The sequence below is a fragment of the Schwartzia sp. (in: firmicutes) genome, assembly GCF_978017985.1.
The window spans coordinates 23,054-40,612 of sequence record NZ_CDXDFU010000091.1; the positions used below are offsets into that span (position 1 = coordinate 23,054).

18 protein-coding genes and 1 pseudogene are annotated in these 17,559 nt (G+C 49.9%); all 19 read right to left on the minus strand.

Annotated elements, in window-relative coordinates:
• Window positions 1-21: 21 nt before the first annotated feature.
• Complete coding sequence (locus ACY69O_RS04170; RefSeq protein WP_462332209.1) at window positions 22-555, minus strand: flagellar basal body-associated FliL family protein; 534 nt, start codon at window positions 553-555, stop codon at window positions 22-24.
• Between the two features lie 67 nt (window positions 556-622).
• Complete coding sequence (locus ACY69O_RS04175) at window positions 623-823, minus strand: flagellar FlbD family protein (RefSeq protein WP_072934537.1); 201 nt, start codon at window positions 821-823, stop codon at window positions 623-625.
• A 38-nt stretch (window positions 824-861) separates the two neighbouring features.
• The gene (locus tag ACY69O_RS04180; protein WP_462332210.1) at window positions 862-1,512 is read right to left on the minus strand and encodes a MotE family protein; all 651 of its coding nucleotides are present in this window, start codon (window positions 1,510-1,512) and stop codon (window positions 862-864) included.
• Between the two features lie 64 nt (window positions 1,513-1,576).
• A complete protein-coding gene (locus ACY69O_RS04185) occupies window positions 1,577-2,194 on the minus strand; it encodes a lytic transglycosylase domain-containing protein (RefSeq protein ID WP_462332226.1) in 618 nt (205 codons plus the stop codon).
• Window positions 2,191-2,658: a flagellar export protein FliJ gene (gene fliJ / locus ACY69O_RS04190; protein ID WP_462332211.1), complete on the minus strand. Its 468-nt coding sequence runs from the start codon at window positions 2,656-2,658 to the stop codon at window positions 2,191-2,193. Before fliJ ends, ACY69O_RS04185 begins: the two co-directional genes overlap by 4 nt.
• A gap of 27 nt (window positions 2,659-2,685) precedes the next feature.
• Complete coding sequence (fliI, locus tag ACY69O_RS04195) at window positions 2,686-3,996, minus strand: flagellar protein export ATPase FliI (RefSeq protein ID WP_462332212.1); 1,311 nt, start codon at window positions 3,994-3,996, stop codon at window positions 2,686-2,688.
• Complete coding sequence (locus ACY69O_RS04200) at window positions 3,993-4,838, minus strand: FliH/SctL family protein (RefSeq protein WP_462332213.1); 846 nt, start codon at window positions 4,836-4,838, stop codon at window positions 3,993-3,995. The genes fliI and ACY69O_RS04200 overlap by 4 nt, the downstream gene beginning before the upstream one ends.
• Window positions 4,831-5,856 (minus strand): flagellar motor switch protein FliG, encoded by a 1,026-nt coding sequence (gene fliG / locus ACY69O_RS04205; protein WP_462332214.1) that lies wholly within the window; start codon window positions 5,854-5,856, stop codon window positions 4,831-4,833. Before fliG ends, ACY69O_RS04200 begins: the two co-directional genes overlap by 8 nt.
• 6 nt (window positions 5,857-5,862) lie before the next feature.
• Window positions 5,863-7,488 (minus strand): flagellar basal-body MS-ring/collar protein FliF, encoded by a 1,626-nt coding sequence (fliF, locus tag ACY69O_RS04210; RefSeq protein WP_462332215.1) that lies wholly within the window; start codon window positions 7,486-7,488, stop codon window positions 5,863-5,865.
• A 43-nt stretch (window positions 7,489-7,531) separates the two neighbouring features.
• Window positions 7,532-7,843, minus strand: coding sequence for a flagellar hook-basal body complex protein FliE (fliE, locus tag ACY69O_RS04215; RefSeq protein WP_462332216.1), 312 nt, complete (start codon window positions 7,841-7,843; stop codon window positions 7,532-7,534).
• Between the two features lie 28 nt (window positions 7,844-7,871).
• A complete protein-coding gene (flgC, locus tag ACY69O_RS04220; RefSeq protein ID WP_462332217.1) occupies window positions 7,872-8,339 on the minus strand; it encodes a flagellar basal body rod protein FlgC in 468 nt (155 codons plus the stop codon).
• Between the two features lie 15 nt (window positions 8,340-8,354).
• Window positions 8,355-8,783 (minus strand): flagellar basal body rod protein FlgB, encoded by a 429-nt coding sequence (gene flgB / locus ACY69O_RS04225; protein ID WP_462332218.1) that lies wholly within the window; start codon window positions 8,781-8,783, stop codon window positions 8,355-8,357.
• 397 nt (window positions 8,784-9,180) lie between these two features.
• Complete coding sequence (gene codY, locus ACY69O_RS04230) at window positions 9,181-9,969, minus strand: GTP-sensing pleiotropic transcriptional regulator CodY (protein ID WP_462332219.1); 789 nt, start codon at window positions 9,967-9,969, stop codon at window positions 9,181-9,183.
• 242 nt (window positions 9,970-10,211) lie between these two features.
• Window positions 10,212-11,597: an ATP-dependent protease ATPase subunit HslU gene (gene hslU / locus ACY69O_RS04235; RefSeq protein WP_462332220.1), complete on the minus strand. Its 1,386-nt coding sequence runs from the start codon at window positions 11,595-11,597 to the stop codon at window positions 10,212-10,214.
• Between the two features lie 14 nt (window positions 11,598-11,611).
• Window positions 11,612-12,163: an ATP-dependent protease subunit HslV gene (hslV, locus tag ACY69O_RS04240; RefSeq protein ID WP_462332221.1), complete on the minus strand. Its 552-nt coding sequence runs from the start codon at window positions 12,161-12,163 to the stop codon at window positions 11,612-11,614.
• A gap of 21 nt (window positions 12,164-12,184) precedes the next feature.
• Window positions 12,185-13,501 carry a methylenetetrahydrofolate--tRNA-(uracil(54)-C(5))-methyltransferase (FADH(2)-oxidizing) TrmFO gene (gene trmFO / locus ACY69O_RS04245; RefSeq protein WP_462332222.1) on the minus strand — a complete coding sequence of 439 codons (1,317 nt, stop codon included), beginning with the start codon at window positions 13,499-13,501 and terminating at the stop codon, window positions 12,185-12,187.
• Window positions 13,502-13,519: 18 nt separating this feature from the next.
• Window positions 13,520-15,838: a type I DNA topoisomerase gene (gene topA / locus ACY69O_RS04250; protein ID WP_462332223.1), complete on the minus strand. Its 2,319-nt coding sequence runs from the start codon at window positions 15,836-15,838 to the stop codon at window positions 13,520-13,522.
• The gene (gene dprA / locus ACY69O_RS04255) at window positions 15,838-16,959 is read right to left on the minus strand and encodes a DNA-processing protein DprA (RefSeq protein WP_462332224.1); all 1,122 of its coding nucleotides are present in this window, start codon (window positions 16,957-16,959) and stop codon (window positions 15,838-15,840) included. Before dprA ends, topA begins: the two co-directional genes overlap by 1 nt.
• A 409-nt stretch (window positions 16,960-17,368) precedes the next feature.
• Window positions 17,369-17,559, minus strand: a pseudogene (locus tag ACY69O_RS04260) (hypothetical protein); the annotation flags it as partial.

Here is a 17,559-nt window from a genome sequence, read left to right on the forward strand (position 1 = left end):
CTTTGATATGGATTTCGCCTGTCACTGGAGGACAAAGCTTGTGATGTACACGTTGTAAACTGAGCCCTCACCCAACGTGTGGTTCACCTCGACCTTGATTTTATCTTTCAAAGCCTCCTGCTTCTGCGCATCAAAACCGTCCAGCGGCTCCGAACGCAGAATCTGGAGTACCGTATCCAGCATCTTTGTCTCAGCAACAGGATTCAGCTTGCCTTCCTTGATATTATCCTGTTTTCCCGGATTCATTTCGAGAACAATGCCAACCTTGAGGAAACGTCCCCCCTTGATTCCTCCGACATTGACAAGAAGACCATCCTTCGCGTCGCCGAGCTTAATGAACACGCCCGGATCATGATAACGGGGTGCCCCTTCCTCCGCTACGGAGTTCGACAGAATCTTGGTCGCAACAAAGTAAGAAATACCTGCAGCCAGTACGAGGCCGACTACAACTAAGACTGCGATAATAATAATGGGAGACTTTTTCTTCCCCTCGGCCTGGGCCTCCGCTTCTTTACCCTCATCGGCTGCGTCTGCCGGTTTCTTTTCGTCTGCCATTCTCAATCACTCCTCTACTCTCTTTTCATAATTTATGCGATACAGGAAGCTGTGCTTCCGAATCCCCTCAATACTTCTGCAGCGCACGGCGGTATGCCATGACTCTCCTTACTACCTCATCCATCGGCTCATCAACGATAAGCTTTTTTCCATTGATGAGAGTGACAACTGTATCAGGAGTTTCCTCTATTGTTTCTATTATTTCGGCATTGAGTATGAAAACTCCTTTTTTATTTACCTCAGAATTAAATTTTGTGAGCTTTATCATCCGGTTTACCTCATTCCCCTCTGCAGCCTGAGCCCTGATTATTGCTCTGCCGGTTCTATCGGCGGATTGGGCTCTGCATTTTCGGCATCTCCCGGCGAACTCATTCTGGAACGTGCTCCGGAATATATGACCCGAGTAAGCCTTGCCGACTTTTCAGGTTCAAACGCCGTGAGAATCTTCGCACACTGCGATTCATCCATACGCTGCAAAATAGCAATTGTAATATCATCATTAAGAGCATCCATAATAGCCGCGGCATCCTTAGGCTTCATTTCATTGTAGAGACGCGCCAGCTTCGTAACGCGCTTTTTCTCTGCGGCCTGCTGCTCCTTTTTCTGCTTCTCAATTTCAGCCTTTGTAAGTACAACCGGCTTGGATTCCTCAGGCTTCTGCTTTGCCTTGTCCTTATCCGGTTCCTTCGCCTTGTCCTTATCAGCCTGCGCCTTATCGGCTTCAGCAGTCTGCGCCTGCTCTGTCTCCGTTTCACCGCCCTGACGCTTCACAAAAAACTGTCCGATGACAGGCATATCATAAAGCTTCATGCTCTCATTGATTTTATCTACATCAAAAATACGGAGATATATTCCGACGAAAAAACCTGCACCAATCAACAGGACAAGCAGGAAGAGCATTGCGAGCGCCTTAAGGATGCGCCGCTTTTTCGAAGGCTGTCCATTTGTATCTGCCATTTACGCTTCCCCGTCCTTTTTATCTGCCATAACTTCACCTGTTTTCAATGACGGCAGCCGTCATTTATTTGTAAAGGTCAAGCACAGAGTCAACATAAGCCTCTGTCTCGCCATACGGAGGTACCCCTCCATGGTCGCGTACCGCCTGCGGACCGGCATTATACGCAGCCACTGCCTTTTTGATATCTCCGCCGAAGGACTGCAGAAGCTGGCTGAGATATTTCGCTCCGCCGTCAATATTCTGCTGTGCGTCGTACGGATTTATTCCAAGAGTAGCGGCCGTATCCGGCATAATCTGCATTATGCCTACCGCCCCTGCCTCCGAGACAGCATCCTGATGGAAGCCCGACTCAACCTCGGCAACAGCCGAAACAAGCGCGGGATCTACATTATATTTCTGCGCAGCCGCGGCGATTACATCATGATATCCCGCATCAAGCCCTGTAGCAGAGGCTACTCCGTTAAAAGGAGCTGAAGGATTCGTTCTTGATGTATTTGAAGCCGCTGTGGTCGGATTAACAGCATTCCCGTCCGAACCCCGTTTTGCAGATGAAGTCTTCATCTGTTCATCAAGCATGGACTGGAAGCTTGTATTTCCACCCGGTCTGCGGCGCATTCCGACGCGGTACTCAATATCCGCAACACGCTGCATTACCGCGTTAAGCGATGATAAATCCATTATGCATGCGCCTCCTGACGTGTATTTCTCATGTAAAGCTGAAGACCGATTTCATCAAGCATCTTGTTCTCTTCAAAGAGAATTTCATCTTTGTATTCCTGAAGGCGTTTTTCCTTCAGCTGCTCGATGCTCTTAAGACGGCTCATGAGCTTCAGAAGCTCCTTGAGGCATGTCTGCCTGTCCGCCTGACGCTGCAGTATTACCTGCTGCTGCTGCTCGATCTGCTGACGTTTCCAGTTAAAAAAGCTGTTATACGTCGTGAGTGTCCCGACTGTAATACGCTTTCCCTCAGCCGTAAGCTCCGCATAATCACGCTGGCCTTTTGCCATCTCCTGCAAAAGCACCTGCAGATATTCACGCGCTTCGTCCAAAAGACGTGTTGCCTCTGCGAATTTCAGCTCGGCATCTTCCTTTTTGCGCCGCGTGACGTCAAGATATTTTTCAAGTTTAAAGCGGAACTTCTTCATTGCCTTCCCCTGCTCTTGTATTGGAGATTAAATCCCCTCAAGCTGCTGTTTTGTCTGTTCAAAGGTTGTCTTTTCAAAGACACCCTGACAGAGGAATTCATTGATGGCATCAATTTTTTCAATTGACTCATCAATTTTCTTGCTCGAGCCCTTTACATAAGCGCCGATATGAATCAAATCCTCGGCTTCCTTATATACCGCGAGCAGCGCGCGCATATTGCGGTTTGCCGCCATGTGCTCATCCTCAACGACATCGCTCATAACACGGCTGACGCTTGCAAGAACGTCAATGGCCGGGAAATGGTTCTGCGCCGCGATTGCCCTCGACAGAACAATATGACCGTCAAGAATGCTTCGAACGGCATCTGCAATAGGCTCGTTCATATCATCACCGTCAACAAGAACGGTATAGATACCTGTAATAGACCCCTTATCACTCGTTCCCGCACGCTCAAGAAGCCGCGGAAGCAAAGCGAAAACCGAAGGAGTATACCCTCGTGTGGCAGGCGGTTCTCCGATGGTAAGTCCGACCTCACGCTGTGCCATAGCAAAGCGTGTGACAGAATCCATCATTAATACTACCTTCTTGCCCTGGTCTCTGAAATACTCCGCTATCGCCGTAGCAGTCATAGCTCCCTTGATACGCACAAGCGCAGGGCGGTCAGATGTAGCAACGACGACAACAGCCCTTTTCAGGCCTTCCTCTCCAAGATCGCGTTCAATAAAGTCGCGTACCTCACGTCCACGCTCTCCTACCAGAGAGATAACGCTGACATCAGCCTCGGTATTTCTCGCAATCATTGACAGAAGTGTAGATTTACCAACACCGCTTCCGGCCATGATACCAATACGCTGGCCGGAGCCCAAAGTAATCAGCCCGTCAATAGCACGGACCCCAACGAAAAGGGACTCATGAATACGCGGACGAAGCAAAGGATCCGGCGGCGATGCCTGCAGCGGATACTCCAGCTTGCTGATGATAGGGCCTTTCCCGTCCATCGGGTTGCCCAGTCCGTCCAGCACACGTCCGAGAAGCTGCGGACCTACCTTGACCTGCAGTGTTTTTTGTGCCGAGACTACCTCACATCCCGGCCCGATGCCCGCCATGTCACCGACTGGCATCAGAAGGACCTTGCCTTCGCGGAAGCCAACTACCTCCGCAGGAATCGGCTCAACCCCCGGAAATCTGGATTTTATATAGCAAAGCTCTCCCATGCTTACATTCGGGCCCTTGGACTCTATGACGAGTCCGATGACCTGAACAATCTTGCCGCTCATTTTGATTGGCTCGCTTTCTTCAATTGCCTGGGAAAATCTTTTGAGGTTGGGTTCAATCATGACATGACATCCTGTATTGCTTTCCTTATTGACTCAAGCTGAGTAGAAAGTCTCGCATCTACGTCCCCGTTCGGTGTTTCCAGTATCACGTCACCGGGACCGAGATTCTCGTCTGAATATACCTCAAGCAGCGCATTTCCTTCAAGAAGGTTCTGCATCTCCGAACGTGCCATGAGTACCAAATCATAGCTGTCCGGCGAAACACGGACATTAACCGACGGCTGATCCTTGACCTTCAAAAGCGCCTTCTGAACCAGCGGGAGCACCAGCGTAAGTACATCTATAAAATGCTGTGGCAGAATTTTCTCAACGATTTCCATTGCCATCTGAGCAATCTGGTCCTCTGCCTGCTGCACATACATCTGCGTTTCCCTTTTTGCATCCTCCAAAGTCTTTTCAGCCTTGGCGTTTGCATCAAGGATAATCTGTTTTTCTTCTTCTCTTATCTGAGCAATGCCTTCCTCACGGCCGATTTGAATTCCTTCCTCACGGCCGTCGCTTCGTGCTTTTTCCAGCACTACATCAGCCTGCTGGTGAGCATCCTCAAGAATAGCATTCTTTTCTTTTTCGGCATCGGCCTTAATCATAGCTCCTGCCGCACGGGCTTCTTCCAAAGCTGCTTCCGCCTCTTTTTTCTTGGCGAAAGCATCCTTCATCATAGCCTCGCTTGTGGCTTTTTCATCATGTGCCTTGCGGCGGCGTGCTGTCTCCTCACGCTTACCCGATAAGGCACCTTTTCTATTTGCCGCGCCTGTTCCGGCAGCCTTAGCCCCCGCCGGCGAATCAACCTTGACAACGCATGGGGCTTCATCCCAAACTGACGCCTTGATAATCTTAGGCAATCATCTCGTCACCCTTTCCGCGGGAAACAACAATCTCGCCCTTATCCTCCAGATTACGGATGACATTGACGATCTTCTGCTGAGCTTCTTCGACGTCACGAATCTTAACAGGACCCATGAACTCGATTTCTTCCTTCAGCATTTCTGCTGCACGCGTAGACATATTCTTGAATACCTTCGTAGCGACCTCTTTCGGTGTCGCCTTGAGGGCAAGCGACAAATCTTTTCCGTCGACCTCACGCAGCACCATCTGCAGCGAACGGTCGTCCAGCATAACAATATCCTCGAATACGAACATGAGACGTTTGATTTCTTCTGTGAGCTCCGGATTGTCGACCTCGAGCGTTTCGATAATAGTTTTCTCTGTTGTACGGTCGACGCGGTTCAAAACCTCGACAATAGCCTTTACGCCGCCTGCCGTGGTGAAATCCTGCGTAACCAAAGACGACAGCTTGCGCTCAAGCACGCGCTCAACCTCACGGATGACCTCAGGTGAAGTACGGTCCATGATAGCGATACGCTTGGCAACCTCGGCCTGTCTTTCCTGTGAAAGAGAACCCAGAATTATCGCTGCCTGATCCGGGTCAAGATACGCCATAATCAGTGCAATCGTCTGCGGATGCTCATTCTGTATAAAGTTCAAAAGCTGTGACGGATCTGTCTTCTTAAGGAAATCAAAAGGACGAACCTGCAAACTCGTCGTAAGACGGCTGATAATGTTTGCAGCCTTTTCAGAGCCGAGTGCCTTCTCAAGGACACTCTGAGCATACTCGAGACCGCCGGTCGACAGATAGTTCTTAGCCATCGCCATCTGGTAGAACTCGCTGAGCACCATCGCCTTCTGACGCGGTGTTACCTGCTTCTGGCTGGCAATTTCGAGAGTTATTTTCTCGATCTCATCGTCAGCCATATGCTGAAACAGCTTTGCCGAGTTCTCCGGTCCGAGCGTTATGAAAAGGATAGCAACCTTTTGCTGGTTGGACATCTCCTGTTCACTTTCATCATACATATCAGGCATAGTTTATCAATCCTCCGAAAGCCAGGTCTTGACGAGCATTGCCACCTCTGCCGGCTTCTCGTTGATGAGTTTCTCGATCGCTTCGCGCTCCGAAAGAGTACGCAATTCCTCTTCCGTAAGCTGCGGTTCTTCGTCGATAAGTCCCTCCGGAACCTGTCCTGCAGCAATAAGCTCTGCACGTTCCTGTTCCATACGTCTCTCTTCCTCCAGACGCTCCTGCTCAGCAATAGCCAGCAGCCTCTGTTCTTCCTCGTAAGCCTCGCGTTCCAACCGCAGTCTGCGGCGGCGGAGCAGTATTGCGCCGACAATAAGTGCCAAAAGCAGTACCACACCGGCAACCGTCATGTAGAAGTTGCGGTCCTGACGAGCACGTTCTGCGGCTTCTTCAGCAGCACGGCGGTCAGCAAGCTCTGTACTGAACGGCAGCGGTTCTACGGAAACCGTGTCTCCGCGTTCCGCGTTTATGCCTACGGCAGAGGACACCGAGCGCAGGATGCTGTCCTGCTGTGCCCGTGTAATATCATCATTGACGAGAACGGCGATATTCACGCGGCGGATAGAGCCCGGCGACGCGATAATCTTGGATTTCTCCTCGTTGATTTCGTAGTTTTTAGTCGATTCCTTCTTCTCGTACTGAGCATTTGCTGTCTCAGCCTGAGCAACATAGCCCGGAACATTCGACTGAACACCCGCAGGGCCGCCCGGATTGTTCGAGGTACCGTTATAGCTCTCGCTCATATCCTGTTGGCTGCGGATAATTCCGGATTCGTCGACGACCGGAGTAAATATCTGACGGTCCGTCTGACGCTGGTCAAAGTCAAGCTCTACATTGACACGTACAAAGGCACGGCCTTCGCCGAGAGCCTGATCCAGAAGGCTCTGTACATCCTTCTGCATACGCTCCTTGACCTTGCGGGTCATCTCAAGCTGCGATATCGTCTGATTGCTTACATTCTTCTCCTCGTCCTCATCAGGATCGTTGAGAATCTTTCCGGTATCATCAACAATAGTAATGTTTTCCGGTGTAAGGCTCTGGATACTGTGCGCCGTGAGGTTTACAATACCCTTGATTTCTTTCTTGGAAAGCTTTTTATCCGGACGCAGCTTCAGCATAATGGAAGCCGTAGCGGGCTTCTCATTCTTTTTATAGAGGCTGTCCTCCGGAAGTACGATATGCACCCGGGCCTTGTCAACCGCGGCAATCTGCTCAATCGTGCGTGTCAGCTCGCCCTGCAGTGCCTGCAAATAATTTACTTTGTTCTGGAACTCGGTAACACCGAGCTTGCTGTCATCAAATATCTCAAAACCCTTATTGCCGCGCGGGAGTCCCTGCGTAGCGAGGTCAAGGCGTGCTCCGTGCACGTCTTTAGACGGAACAAGGATAGTAACCCCCTGTTTCGTCTCCTGTACCTCATATTGGATTTTCGATTCTTTCAGCTTTGCTGCAACCTCACCGGCATCCTTTGCTTCCATGTTCGTGAACAAAGGTACAAGGTCAGGCTTGCTTCCGTAGAAATAACTGCTTCCCAGAATCAGGGCAAACAGCAGCACGACCGCTCCGAGCATAATATAACGCTGTTGCTTGGTCGTTTTATTCCAAAGCTGCAGATATCTCTCTTTCCACTCTGCCATCTTCTCAATCCCTTCGACTTGTTTCACTTACCCCCGTGCGTTATCAGACCTGCATGCGCATGAGTTCCTGATACGCGGAAATCGCACGGTTTCTGACCTGAAGTGTAAGGTTCAGCGCGATATCCGCTTTTTGGCTTGCAATAACGACCTGTGAAACATCATCGATCTCTCCTGCAGCAAGAGCTGCATTTAAAGCAGTCGCTTTATTCTCCAGTGCATTCGTTTCCTTAAGTGCATCTGTCAAAAGTTCCCCAAACGATTTGACCTCCGACTCAGGAAGCGTTTCGCCAAGATGGCTTTCAGCGCTCATTTTAACGCTTCGTACCGGAGTCATCTGTAAAGGCTCTATCTCCATGGTTTCCACCCCTCATTGGTAATCTATATTATTTGCCAATCTCCATTGCCTTAGAAGCCATACTCTTTGCCGAGTTAATCACCGTAACATTCGCCTCATACGCTCTGGAAGCCGTAATCATATCGACCATCTCAGCGACAGAGTTTACGTTAGGACGCTCGACGTAGCCGTCCGCATTCGCGTCCGGATGTCCCGGATCGTATACGAGAGGCCCCTGTGTCCTATCCTCTTCAATGCGTATTGCACGAACGCCGTTTCCTCTGCCTATTTTTCTTCCCATTTTCTTCTGAATAGCATTCGAAAGATACCCCGCAAAGGTCTGATTTTTCTCCCACTGCTCACGGGGTTCAAAAACTACGTACCGGCGGTGATAAGCACCGCCCTCAGGTGTACGCGTCGTATTTGCATTTGCAAGGTTATTGGAAATAACATCCATGCGAAGACGTTCAGCAGTAAGTCCCGAAGCTGCCGCGTCAATTCCAGTGAACATGCTCATAACAATTCTCCTTTATCAGCCTTCCGTACTAGTGATGGATGTCTTTACGCGGGATATGTAGCTCCCGATTTCCGTCATAAGGGCGTTGTAATAAATGTGGTTCTTCGCAAGGCTCGCCATCTCAATGTCAATATCCACATTGTTCTTATCGGTACGCATAATCGTCGTATTGTCCACGACCTCTTTTGCTTCCGCCCGGATGGGCAGATGACCGATGGGCAGATGATTGTCCCTGGTGCGGACCAGCTTCAGCTTGCCCTCCTGCTCCAGATCTCCGTAAAGCTCGCGGGCCAGCATCTGCTCAAACTCAACCTCACTGCGCTTGTAGTGCGGCGTATTGACATTCGCTATATTATGGGCAATTACTTCGTGACGCATATTAGCGGCATTGACACCGCACTGCATGTAATCCATGCCGCCACCCATCAAAATCTGTTCCAGCATGCGACCCCTCCTTATCTAAGTTTAGAAAATATATGGTTCCTTCAGCGCCGCAGATGAATTCAAACGCGGCGTATTTTCAAAACAACGACCAAACGGGGCAGGGGGGATATATTCCCTTCACCTGTCCTTTCGTCTTATTCCTTATACACAAAGGCTTTAGGATTTATCAGTAAGTTATAACCGTTTTTTTACTATTAGCTTACTATTCGACAAAAAAGCGCAAAAATCCTTTTTTTCCGAGGATTTTTTTTATAGATTCTTTTTCATTGTATCATTTTTTCATATAACTGTGCTATATATATGCCCCACAAATTCAAAAATGGTATCAATGTCCCAACAAGTCCTAGATTCCTGCAAAAAGGCGCCCACAAGTCCTATAACCTGTGAGCGCCATAAATCACCTATTAAAGTTTGCCAATTCTTCCTCAAGATATTCGTTCTTAATCTTGATATGGGTTCCGCGCATTCCAAGCGATTTGGATTCCATGATATCCGCCGACTCAAGCTTGCGAAGCGCATTGACGATAACCGAGCGTGTAATCTTCGCGCTGTCGGCAATCTTCGATGCCACAAGAGGTTCATCCGGCTTCTCAAGATCCTTCAGTCCGTCGACGATAGCCGTAACAGCCTTAATCTCCGAGAAAGAAAGATTTGAAAGCGCAATCTGAACCGCAGTGCGCTTGCGCGCCTCGATTTCAATCTGCTGTGTTCTGTCTCTCAGCATTTCCATGCCTACGACAGTTGCTCCGTACTCTGCCAGCAACAGATCATCATCAGTGAATATCTCGTCATACTTTGCTACAATCATTGTTCCGATTCGCTCTCCTACCCCGTAAATCGGAACAATGGTTGTATTCTTTCCGTTGAACATGCACTCCTGCTCCGGTGTAGCAAAAGCGCACATGCCGCTCTTCGAACGGAGATTAGCCGATGTCTCATCAATCTTGAGCATCCACTTCACATAGTTCTTCGGAAACTGGCCTTGATTGATAACCTTGTCGATCATGAGCTCACACTCAAAGTCATCTACAAACGCGTACCCGTAAATCTTTCCGCTCTTGTTCGTGATGTAGACGTTCGCTCCGATGACGTTGCACAGAACACGCGAAATACTGTCGAACTCTACATTCTCTGACCGCTGCAGAAGTCGATTGATTTTCCGTGCCCTCTCCAGTAAAGTTGCCATGTACCACCCCTTCTTTCATTTACCATTACACGTATAGTCTATAAATACCATCTATTCGTATAAGTCCGTTTATCGTATTTTTATTATAACACAATGTATACAGCAATCATAGTATAAATTTCGAATTTTTTGAAATTTTTTTATTTTCTGCAGTATTGAACTTATACGGCTGCCGTCCATGCCCTTCGACACAGGGTTTCAGGCACTTCAGCAGATTGAGCGGAAGAACGCTTTCCGCTCTTTTACAAAATAAACTGGCTCAAATCGCGGTTCACAGTAATTTCCGCCAGCTTCTCCTCAACGTAGTCTGCATGAATCACTACGTTTTTATCCTCAAGCTCAGGCGCGTCAAAAGAGACCTCCTCCAAAAGCTTCTCAAGAAGTGTATGAAGGCGGCGCGCTCCGATATTTTCAGTCTGCGCGTTTACATCACATGCCATCTGTGCCAGCTTGTCGATGGCATCATCACCAAAGGTGAGAGTAACTCCCTCCGTAGCAAGAAGCGCCGTGTACTGCTTGATAAGCGCGCTTCTCGGCTCTGTGAGAATGCGCTTGAAATCCTCTTTTTTTAATGCAGTAAGCTCAACACGGATCGGGAAGCGTCCCTGAAGCTCAGGAATGAGGTCCGAAGGCTTCGCCGTGTGAAAGGCTCCTGCCGCAATAAAAAGCACATGATCTGTCTTCAGCGGCCCGTACTTCGTCATGACCGTAGAGCCTTCGACGATAGGAAGAATATCGCGCTGCACACCCTCGCGCGAAACATCGGGGCCGGAGCCCTGCCCGTTTTTCACTGCCACCTTGTCTATTTCATCAAGGAAAACAATACCGCTTGTCTCTGCAGTACGGAGTGCCTCCGTCGTAACCTCGTCCATATCAACAAGCTTCGACGCTTCCTCCTGCGTGTAAATCTTGCGTGCTTCCTTAACAGCGACCTTGCGTTTTTTGTGTTTCTTCGGCATGAGACTTGAAAGCATGTCCTGAAGCCCATCGCCCATATTTTCAAGAGACGAACCCGAGAGCATACCTATCATGGGGCGTGAAGTATCCTCCACGTCGATTTCAATAAGCTCATCCTCAAGCTCGCCTGCTTCAAGGCGTTTTCTGCACCAGTCACGGCCTGCCTTGTACTTCGGCTCACCTTCCGGCTCTTCCTTTTCTGCCACATCTGCCGCAGCTCCGAAAAGACTTCCCAGAGGATTTGAGAATTTCTTCGGCTCCGGGACAAAAACATCAAGAATTCTTTCCTCTGCAAGTTCCTTCGCCTTGTCCTGTACCTCTTCCATACGCTGCTGCTTCACCATGCGGACAGCTACCTCCGCAAGGTCGCGGACTATGGACTCGACGTCACGGCCCACATAGCCTACCTCTGTGAATTTCGTCGCCTCAACCTTAACAAAAGGCGCCTTTACAAGCTTTGCGAGACGGCGTGCAATCTCCGTCTTTCCAACGCCGGTGGAGCCTATCATCAGGATATTTTTCGGAATCACGTCCTCACGCATGGACTCATCAATGCGGCGGCTGCGCCAGCGGTTGCGGAGCGCAATCGCAACGGCACGCTTAGCCTTGTCCTGCCCGACAATATATTTATTGAGTTCATCGACAATCTGTCTTGGTGTCTGCTCGTTCAACGATTAACGCCTCCTCAGTCAAGCTCTTCCACTTTGATATTGTGATTCGTATAGACGCAGATATCTGCCGCAATGGAAAGAGCTTCCTTTGCGATTTCAGCCGCGGTCATATCATTTGCATGCTTCACCATGGCGCGCGCCGCGGCAAGGGCATAGAACCCGCCCGAACCGATAGCCGCAACATCGCCGTCCGGCTCAATTACCTCGCCGTTTCCCGAAATCATAAGAATCATATTGCTGTCCGCCACAAGAAGAAGTGCCTCCAGCTTGCGCAGAACACGGTCAGTACGCCATTCCTTTGCCAGCTCCACAGATGCGCGCATGAGATTGCCGTTATATTCCTCCAGCTTTGCCTCAAACTTTTCAAAAAGCGTAAAAGCATCTGCCACAGAGCCTGCAAAGCCCGCAATCACATTATCATGGTACAGGCGGCGCACCTTTCTTGCATTGGCCTTCATGACAGTATGCTCGCCGAAGGTTACCTGACCGTCGCCCGCAATAGCAGTTTTTCCGTTATGACGCACCGCCGCTATGGTCGTTGCGTGAAAAGCATTGGAATTTTCCATGACCGTTATCTCCTTTTATTTTCAGTCCTTGACTGTCGGCAGGAAAGCATCAAGAGCCGCAAGAGCCGCTTCAGCTATTTTCTGCTTTTTGAGCTTCTTGTCGCGGATTCGCTCCACAGGCTTCGGCATCAGCCCAAAATTCACATTCATAGGCTGAAATTTTTTTGAGTCTGCCGTGGTAATGTAGTGACAGAGAGCACCGTGCGCCGTAGCCTCAGGGAATACAACAGGTTCTCCGCCCCGGGCAAGACGTGCAGCATTGATTCCTGCCACAAGTCCCGATGAAGCTGACTCCACATATCCTTCAACGCCTGTCATCTGTCCGGCAAAGAAAAGATTTGTATCTTCCTTCAGCTGCATTGTTGGAAGAAGTGCCAAAGGCGAATTGATGAAGGTATTTCTGTGCATTACGCCATAGCGTACGAACTCCGCATGTTCAAGCCCGGGAATCATGGCAAATACTCTGCGCTGCTCAGGCCATTTGAGGTGCGTCTGAAAGCCCACAATGTTGTAAAGCGTTCCCTCCGCGTTATCCTGGCGGAGCTGCACAACCGCATAGGGACGTTTGCCCGTGCGCGGGTCGTCCAGCCCTACAGGCTTCAGCGGACCGAAAAGAAGCGTATCCTCGCCCCGTGACGCCATAACCTCAACAGGCATGCAGCCCTCAAAGAAAATTTCTTTTTCAAAATCATGAGTAGGCGCTTTTTCGGCTGTAGTAAGTGCCTGCCAAAAAGCCGTATACTCTTCCTTTGTCATGGGACAGTTGATGTATGCCGCCTCGCCCTTGTCATAACGGGACGCGCGCCATGCGCGGGTCATATCCACGGACTCAAGAGTCACTATAGGAGCCGCCGCGTCATAGAAATAAAAATATCCCTGACCGATACGGTTCTTTATGTCCTCAGCCAGTGCCCCCGCAGTAAGAGGCCCTGTTGCAACGATAGTGACGGCATCCTCCTCAACGGGAATCTCCGTAAGCTCCTTGTGGATTACTGTGACATTCGGATGATTTGAAACATGCTCCGTAATATAACGGCTGAACCCATGACGGTCAACGGCAAGAGCACCTCCTGCCGGAACCTTCGTCGCATCTGCCGCCTCCATCACTATGGAGCCGAGGCGTCTCATTTCTTCCTTGAGCACTCCAACCGCATTTTCGAGACCTGCGCCTCGCAGCGAATTGCTGCAGACCAGCTCCGCGAAATCTCCTGTCTTATGTGCGGGCGTAGAATGCTCCGGGCGCATTTCATAGAGCTCCACCTTCACACCGCGTTTTGCAGCCTGCCAAGCCGCTTCGCTTCCGGCAAGCCCCGCGCCTGCGATGATGATTTTCTTCACTGCGTCCGCTCCCTTCTCTTACTTTGTTTTCTTCACAGTCTTTTTAGCCGTGGTTTTCTTTACGGCAATCTTTTTTGCGGCCGGTTTCTTGGCTGCCGTTTTCTTCGCCGCGGTCTTTGCTGCGGTCTTTTTCTCAGCCTTTCCGCCCGAAGCCGCCTTTTCAGCCTTCTCCTTCAGCCGTTCGAGCTCCTTGTTAATCGGATGGTCGATACGGGACTTGCAGGAATCATCAAAGCAGTAGTTGAGCGCACGACCGTTTTTGAAACGGTGCTTCAGTACAAGACCTCCGCACACCTTGCACGGCTCTGCAACAGGAGCGTCCCATGTCACAAAATCGCATTCCGGATAATTCTTGCACCCATAGAAAATACGGGCACGGCGTGTACGGCGTTCCACAATGCTGCCGCCGCACTTCGGGCATTTCGCCCCGGTATCCTTCAGATACGGCTTCGTGTTGCGGCATTCCGGGAAGCCCGGGCAGGCAAGGAACTTGCCAAAGCGTCCCTGTTTTACAACCATCATGCGGCCGCAAAGCTCGCATTTTACATCAGAAACCTCAACAGGAAGCTCCACATGGCCGATAGCCTCGTCAGCTTTCGTAAGAGTTTCCTCAAAGGGGTCATAGAACTCCTTCAAAAGCGCATTCTTGCCCATCTTTCCTTCAGCGATTTCATCAAGCTCATTTTCAAGGTCAGCCGTAAATTTCACATCAACGATATTCTTGAAATATTCCTCAAGCATATCAACCACAACAAAGCCAAGCTCAGTAGGCTGGAAATGCTTGTCCTGACGGACAACATAGCCGCGGGCAAGAATGGTCTCAATGATAGGCGCATAGGTACTCGGACGGCCGATTTCCTTTTCCTCCAGAGTCTTTACCAGAGACGCTTCGTTATAGCGTGCAGGCGGCTCTGTAAAATGCTGCTCGGGAAGAACTGCCGAAAGGTCAACTTCCTCACCCTCGGCAAGCTCAGGAAGAAGAACATCCTTCTCCTTTTTGCCTTCCACACCCACATATACCGCCGTAAAGCCTGCAAACTTCATCTGCGAACCCGACGCACGGCATTTATACTTTTTGCCTGCGGAAAGAGCCACACTCAGAGTATCATATACGGCAGGAGTCATCTGGCAGGCCGCGAAACGCTGCCAGATAAGCGTGTAAAGCTTCAGCTGGTCATTCGAAAGGAACGGCTCAACCTCCTTCGGCGTGCGGAGAATGCTGGTCGGTCGGATTGCCTCATGGGCGTCCTGCGCGTTTTTACCTGATGTATAGACATTGGGCTTTTCGGGAACGTACGCCGTGCCGTAGTTCTCCTTGAGGAACTGGCGTGTCTCATCAAGAGCCACATCAGAAATACGCGTGGAGTCGGTACGCATATATGTGATAAGACCGACAGGGCCTTTTTTGCCCAGTGCAAGACCTTCATAAAGCTGCTGAGCAAGCATCATCGTTTTGCGGGAAGTAAAGCCAAGCTTTCTCGCCGCATCCTGCTGCAGGCTCGAAGTATTGAATGGAGCCGCCGGTTTTCTCTGGCGTTCCCTGCGTTTGACCTCGTCTACGCGGAATATCTGTTTCTCAAGGTCATCAGAAACAGCCTGTGCTTCTTTACGGTTTTTGAGCTCAGGCTTCTTGCCGTCGATAGCAGTAAGCTCAGCCTCGAAAAGCTTCGAGCGTTTCTTTCTGAGCTTCAGATCAATAGTCCAGTACTCCTCGGAAACGAAATTCTGTACTTCCTTCTCACGGTCACAGATAAGCTTTACCGTAACAGACTGTACGCGTCCTGCCGAAAGACCCTTGCGGATTTTTCTCCAGAGCAGCGGAGACAGCTTGTAACCAACAATGCGGTCAAGCATACGGCGCGCCTGCTGAGCGTCAACCCTGTCGAGATTTATAGGCTGTGGATCCTTTACTGCCGCCTGAATCGCAGGCTTCGTTATCTCGTTGAAAATGATTCGGCAGTTTTCCTCGGGATCAATCCCCAGAATATACGCCAGATGCCACGCAATGGCCTCTCCCTCGCGGTCAGGGTCGCTTGCGAGATATATTTTGCCTGCGCCCTTCGCTTCTTTTTTGAGGTCCTTGATAAGGTCGCCCTTGCCGCGGATATTGATATACTTCGGTTCAAAATCGTTCTCAACGTCAATTCCGAACTGACTTTTCGGAAGGTCACGGAGATGTCCCATGGACGCACGGACGACGAAATTACGTCCGAGGTATTTTTCTATGGTTTTCGCCTTTGCCGGGGACTCAACGACAACAAGAGTCTTTTGCGCTTTTTTGCTTTCCTTCTTTGCTGCCGTCTTTCTTGTCGGTTTCTTTGCCGTCTTTGTGGTCATCAGTGTGCCTCCTTTACCGCACGGGTATATGCGTGATTTTCATCCTCTTCAATAAATCCCCTGAGCTCCATCTGCAAAAGCAGGAACGCAACATTAGCCGCGCCGCTTCCTCCGTGGAGCGCATATATTATCTCATCGGCTGTCATCCCCCGTTCGGGTGATAATATGCCGTATACCTTCTTTTCTTCGTCCGAAAGCCCCTCAGGAATACTTTCGTCAGCATATGATTTTGACTTATTTTCATTCAAAATATCTGAAAACATGGGATACTCGGAAATGACATCTTTTCCCGAACGCACCAGCTTGGCTCCCTGCTGGATAAGACGATTTGTCCCTTCACTGAGAGCAGAATATATACTGCCCGGCACCGCGAACACGTCTCTTCCGTCCGAAAGAGCAAGCTCTGCCGTTATAAGAGAACCGCTGTGCTCAGCCGCCTCAACCACAACAGTACCCATGGAAAGACCGCTTATTATGCGGTTCCTTGCAGGGAAAAATCCGGGACGTGGCGACGTGCCCGGAGCATACTCCGAAATCACCGCGCCTGTTTCCGCAATCAGCTCAAGAAGCTTTTCATTCTCGGGAGGATACGCCACATCTATTCCACAGCCGAGAACAGCTACTGTGTGCCCTGTTTTGAGAGCGCCCTTGTGCGAAGCGGTATCTATCCCTCTGGCTGCGCCGCTTACAATCGTAAGCCCGTATGACGCAAGCTCAGCCCCAAGCTCCTCAGCCGCGTGACGTCCGTAGGCAGTAGCCCTTCGCGAGCCCACCATTGCTATACGGGGTGCATCAGGCTTTAATGTTCCTCTGCAGAAAAGAAGCATTGGGGGATTGAATATTTCCTTCAAAATCTCAGGATATTTCTCGTCCTCCTCGACAAATACATCTATGTGCTTTTCCTCACAGGCACGGAAGATTTTTTCCGGAAGGTTTTTCTTTTTGGAGCGGAATGCTGTCAAAGCACTGAGCTCTTCTCCGCACATAAACGGTGCAAGGACTTTGGTGTCTGCGTTCCATACGTCCTCTGCCCTTTCGAATCTCGAAATGATGTTACGCACCGTAGGTTTTTTCAGCTTAGGCACAGCCAGCAGGGCTGCGAGAAAAAATCTGTCTGTCACTTTTTATCTTTTCCTTCTATTATATAGCGCTGTATGGGAAAGTTCCTTGATAGTTCATTATCATAAAACGAATTGATTGTTCTGTCAATTCTAATAGACAAAAATTGAGACAAATACCTAGAAATGGGCATGAAAAAACCTCGGTGCATACCGAGGCTTTATGGATATAGATTTTTATTGCGACAGAACTTTCCCCTTCGCACTTCTCCACAAAGGATCGTAGCCGCCACACAAATATATTTTTGGCAAGTGTTCTCCCACCGACAGCCTTCGGCTGCCACCCCCCTCTCAGAGGGGGGGCTTAAGAGCCGCAGAATGGAGGGAGAATTGGCTAAAAAAGCGCGCAAAAAAGCCCCGGCTTTCGCCGAGGCTTTTATTGTTGAGTTTACTTCTGTTATTCCGGAAGGAATTAGAACAGGAAGGAGAGCTCTGTCCAGATAGCATGAACTTTCTTCTCCTGATCGTCCTTCTCGAGACCAATCTGTTTGCCCCAGAAGTACTGAGCTTTACCAACGATGTTCTTATCGAAGGTGTAGGAAGCACCGAATTCGAAACCTCTCTGTCCAGCCTCAATGCCGCCGTTCTCGGAATATGTGGAAC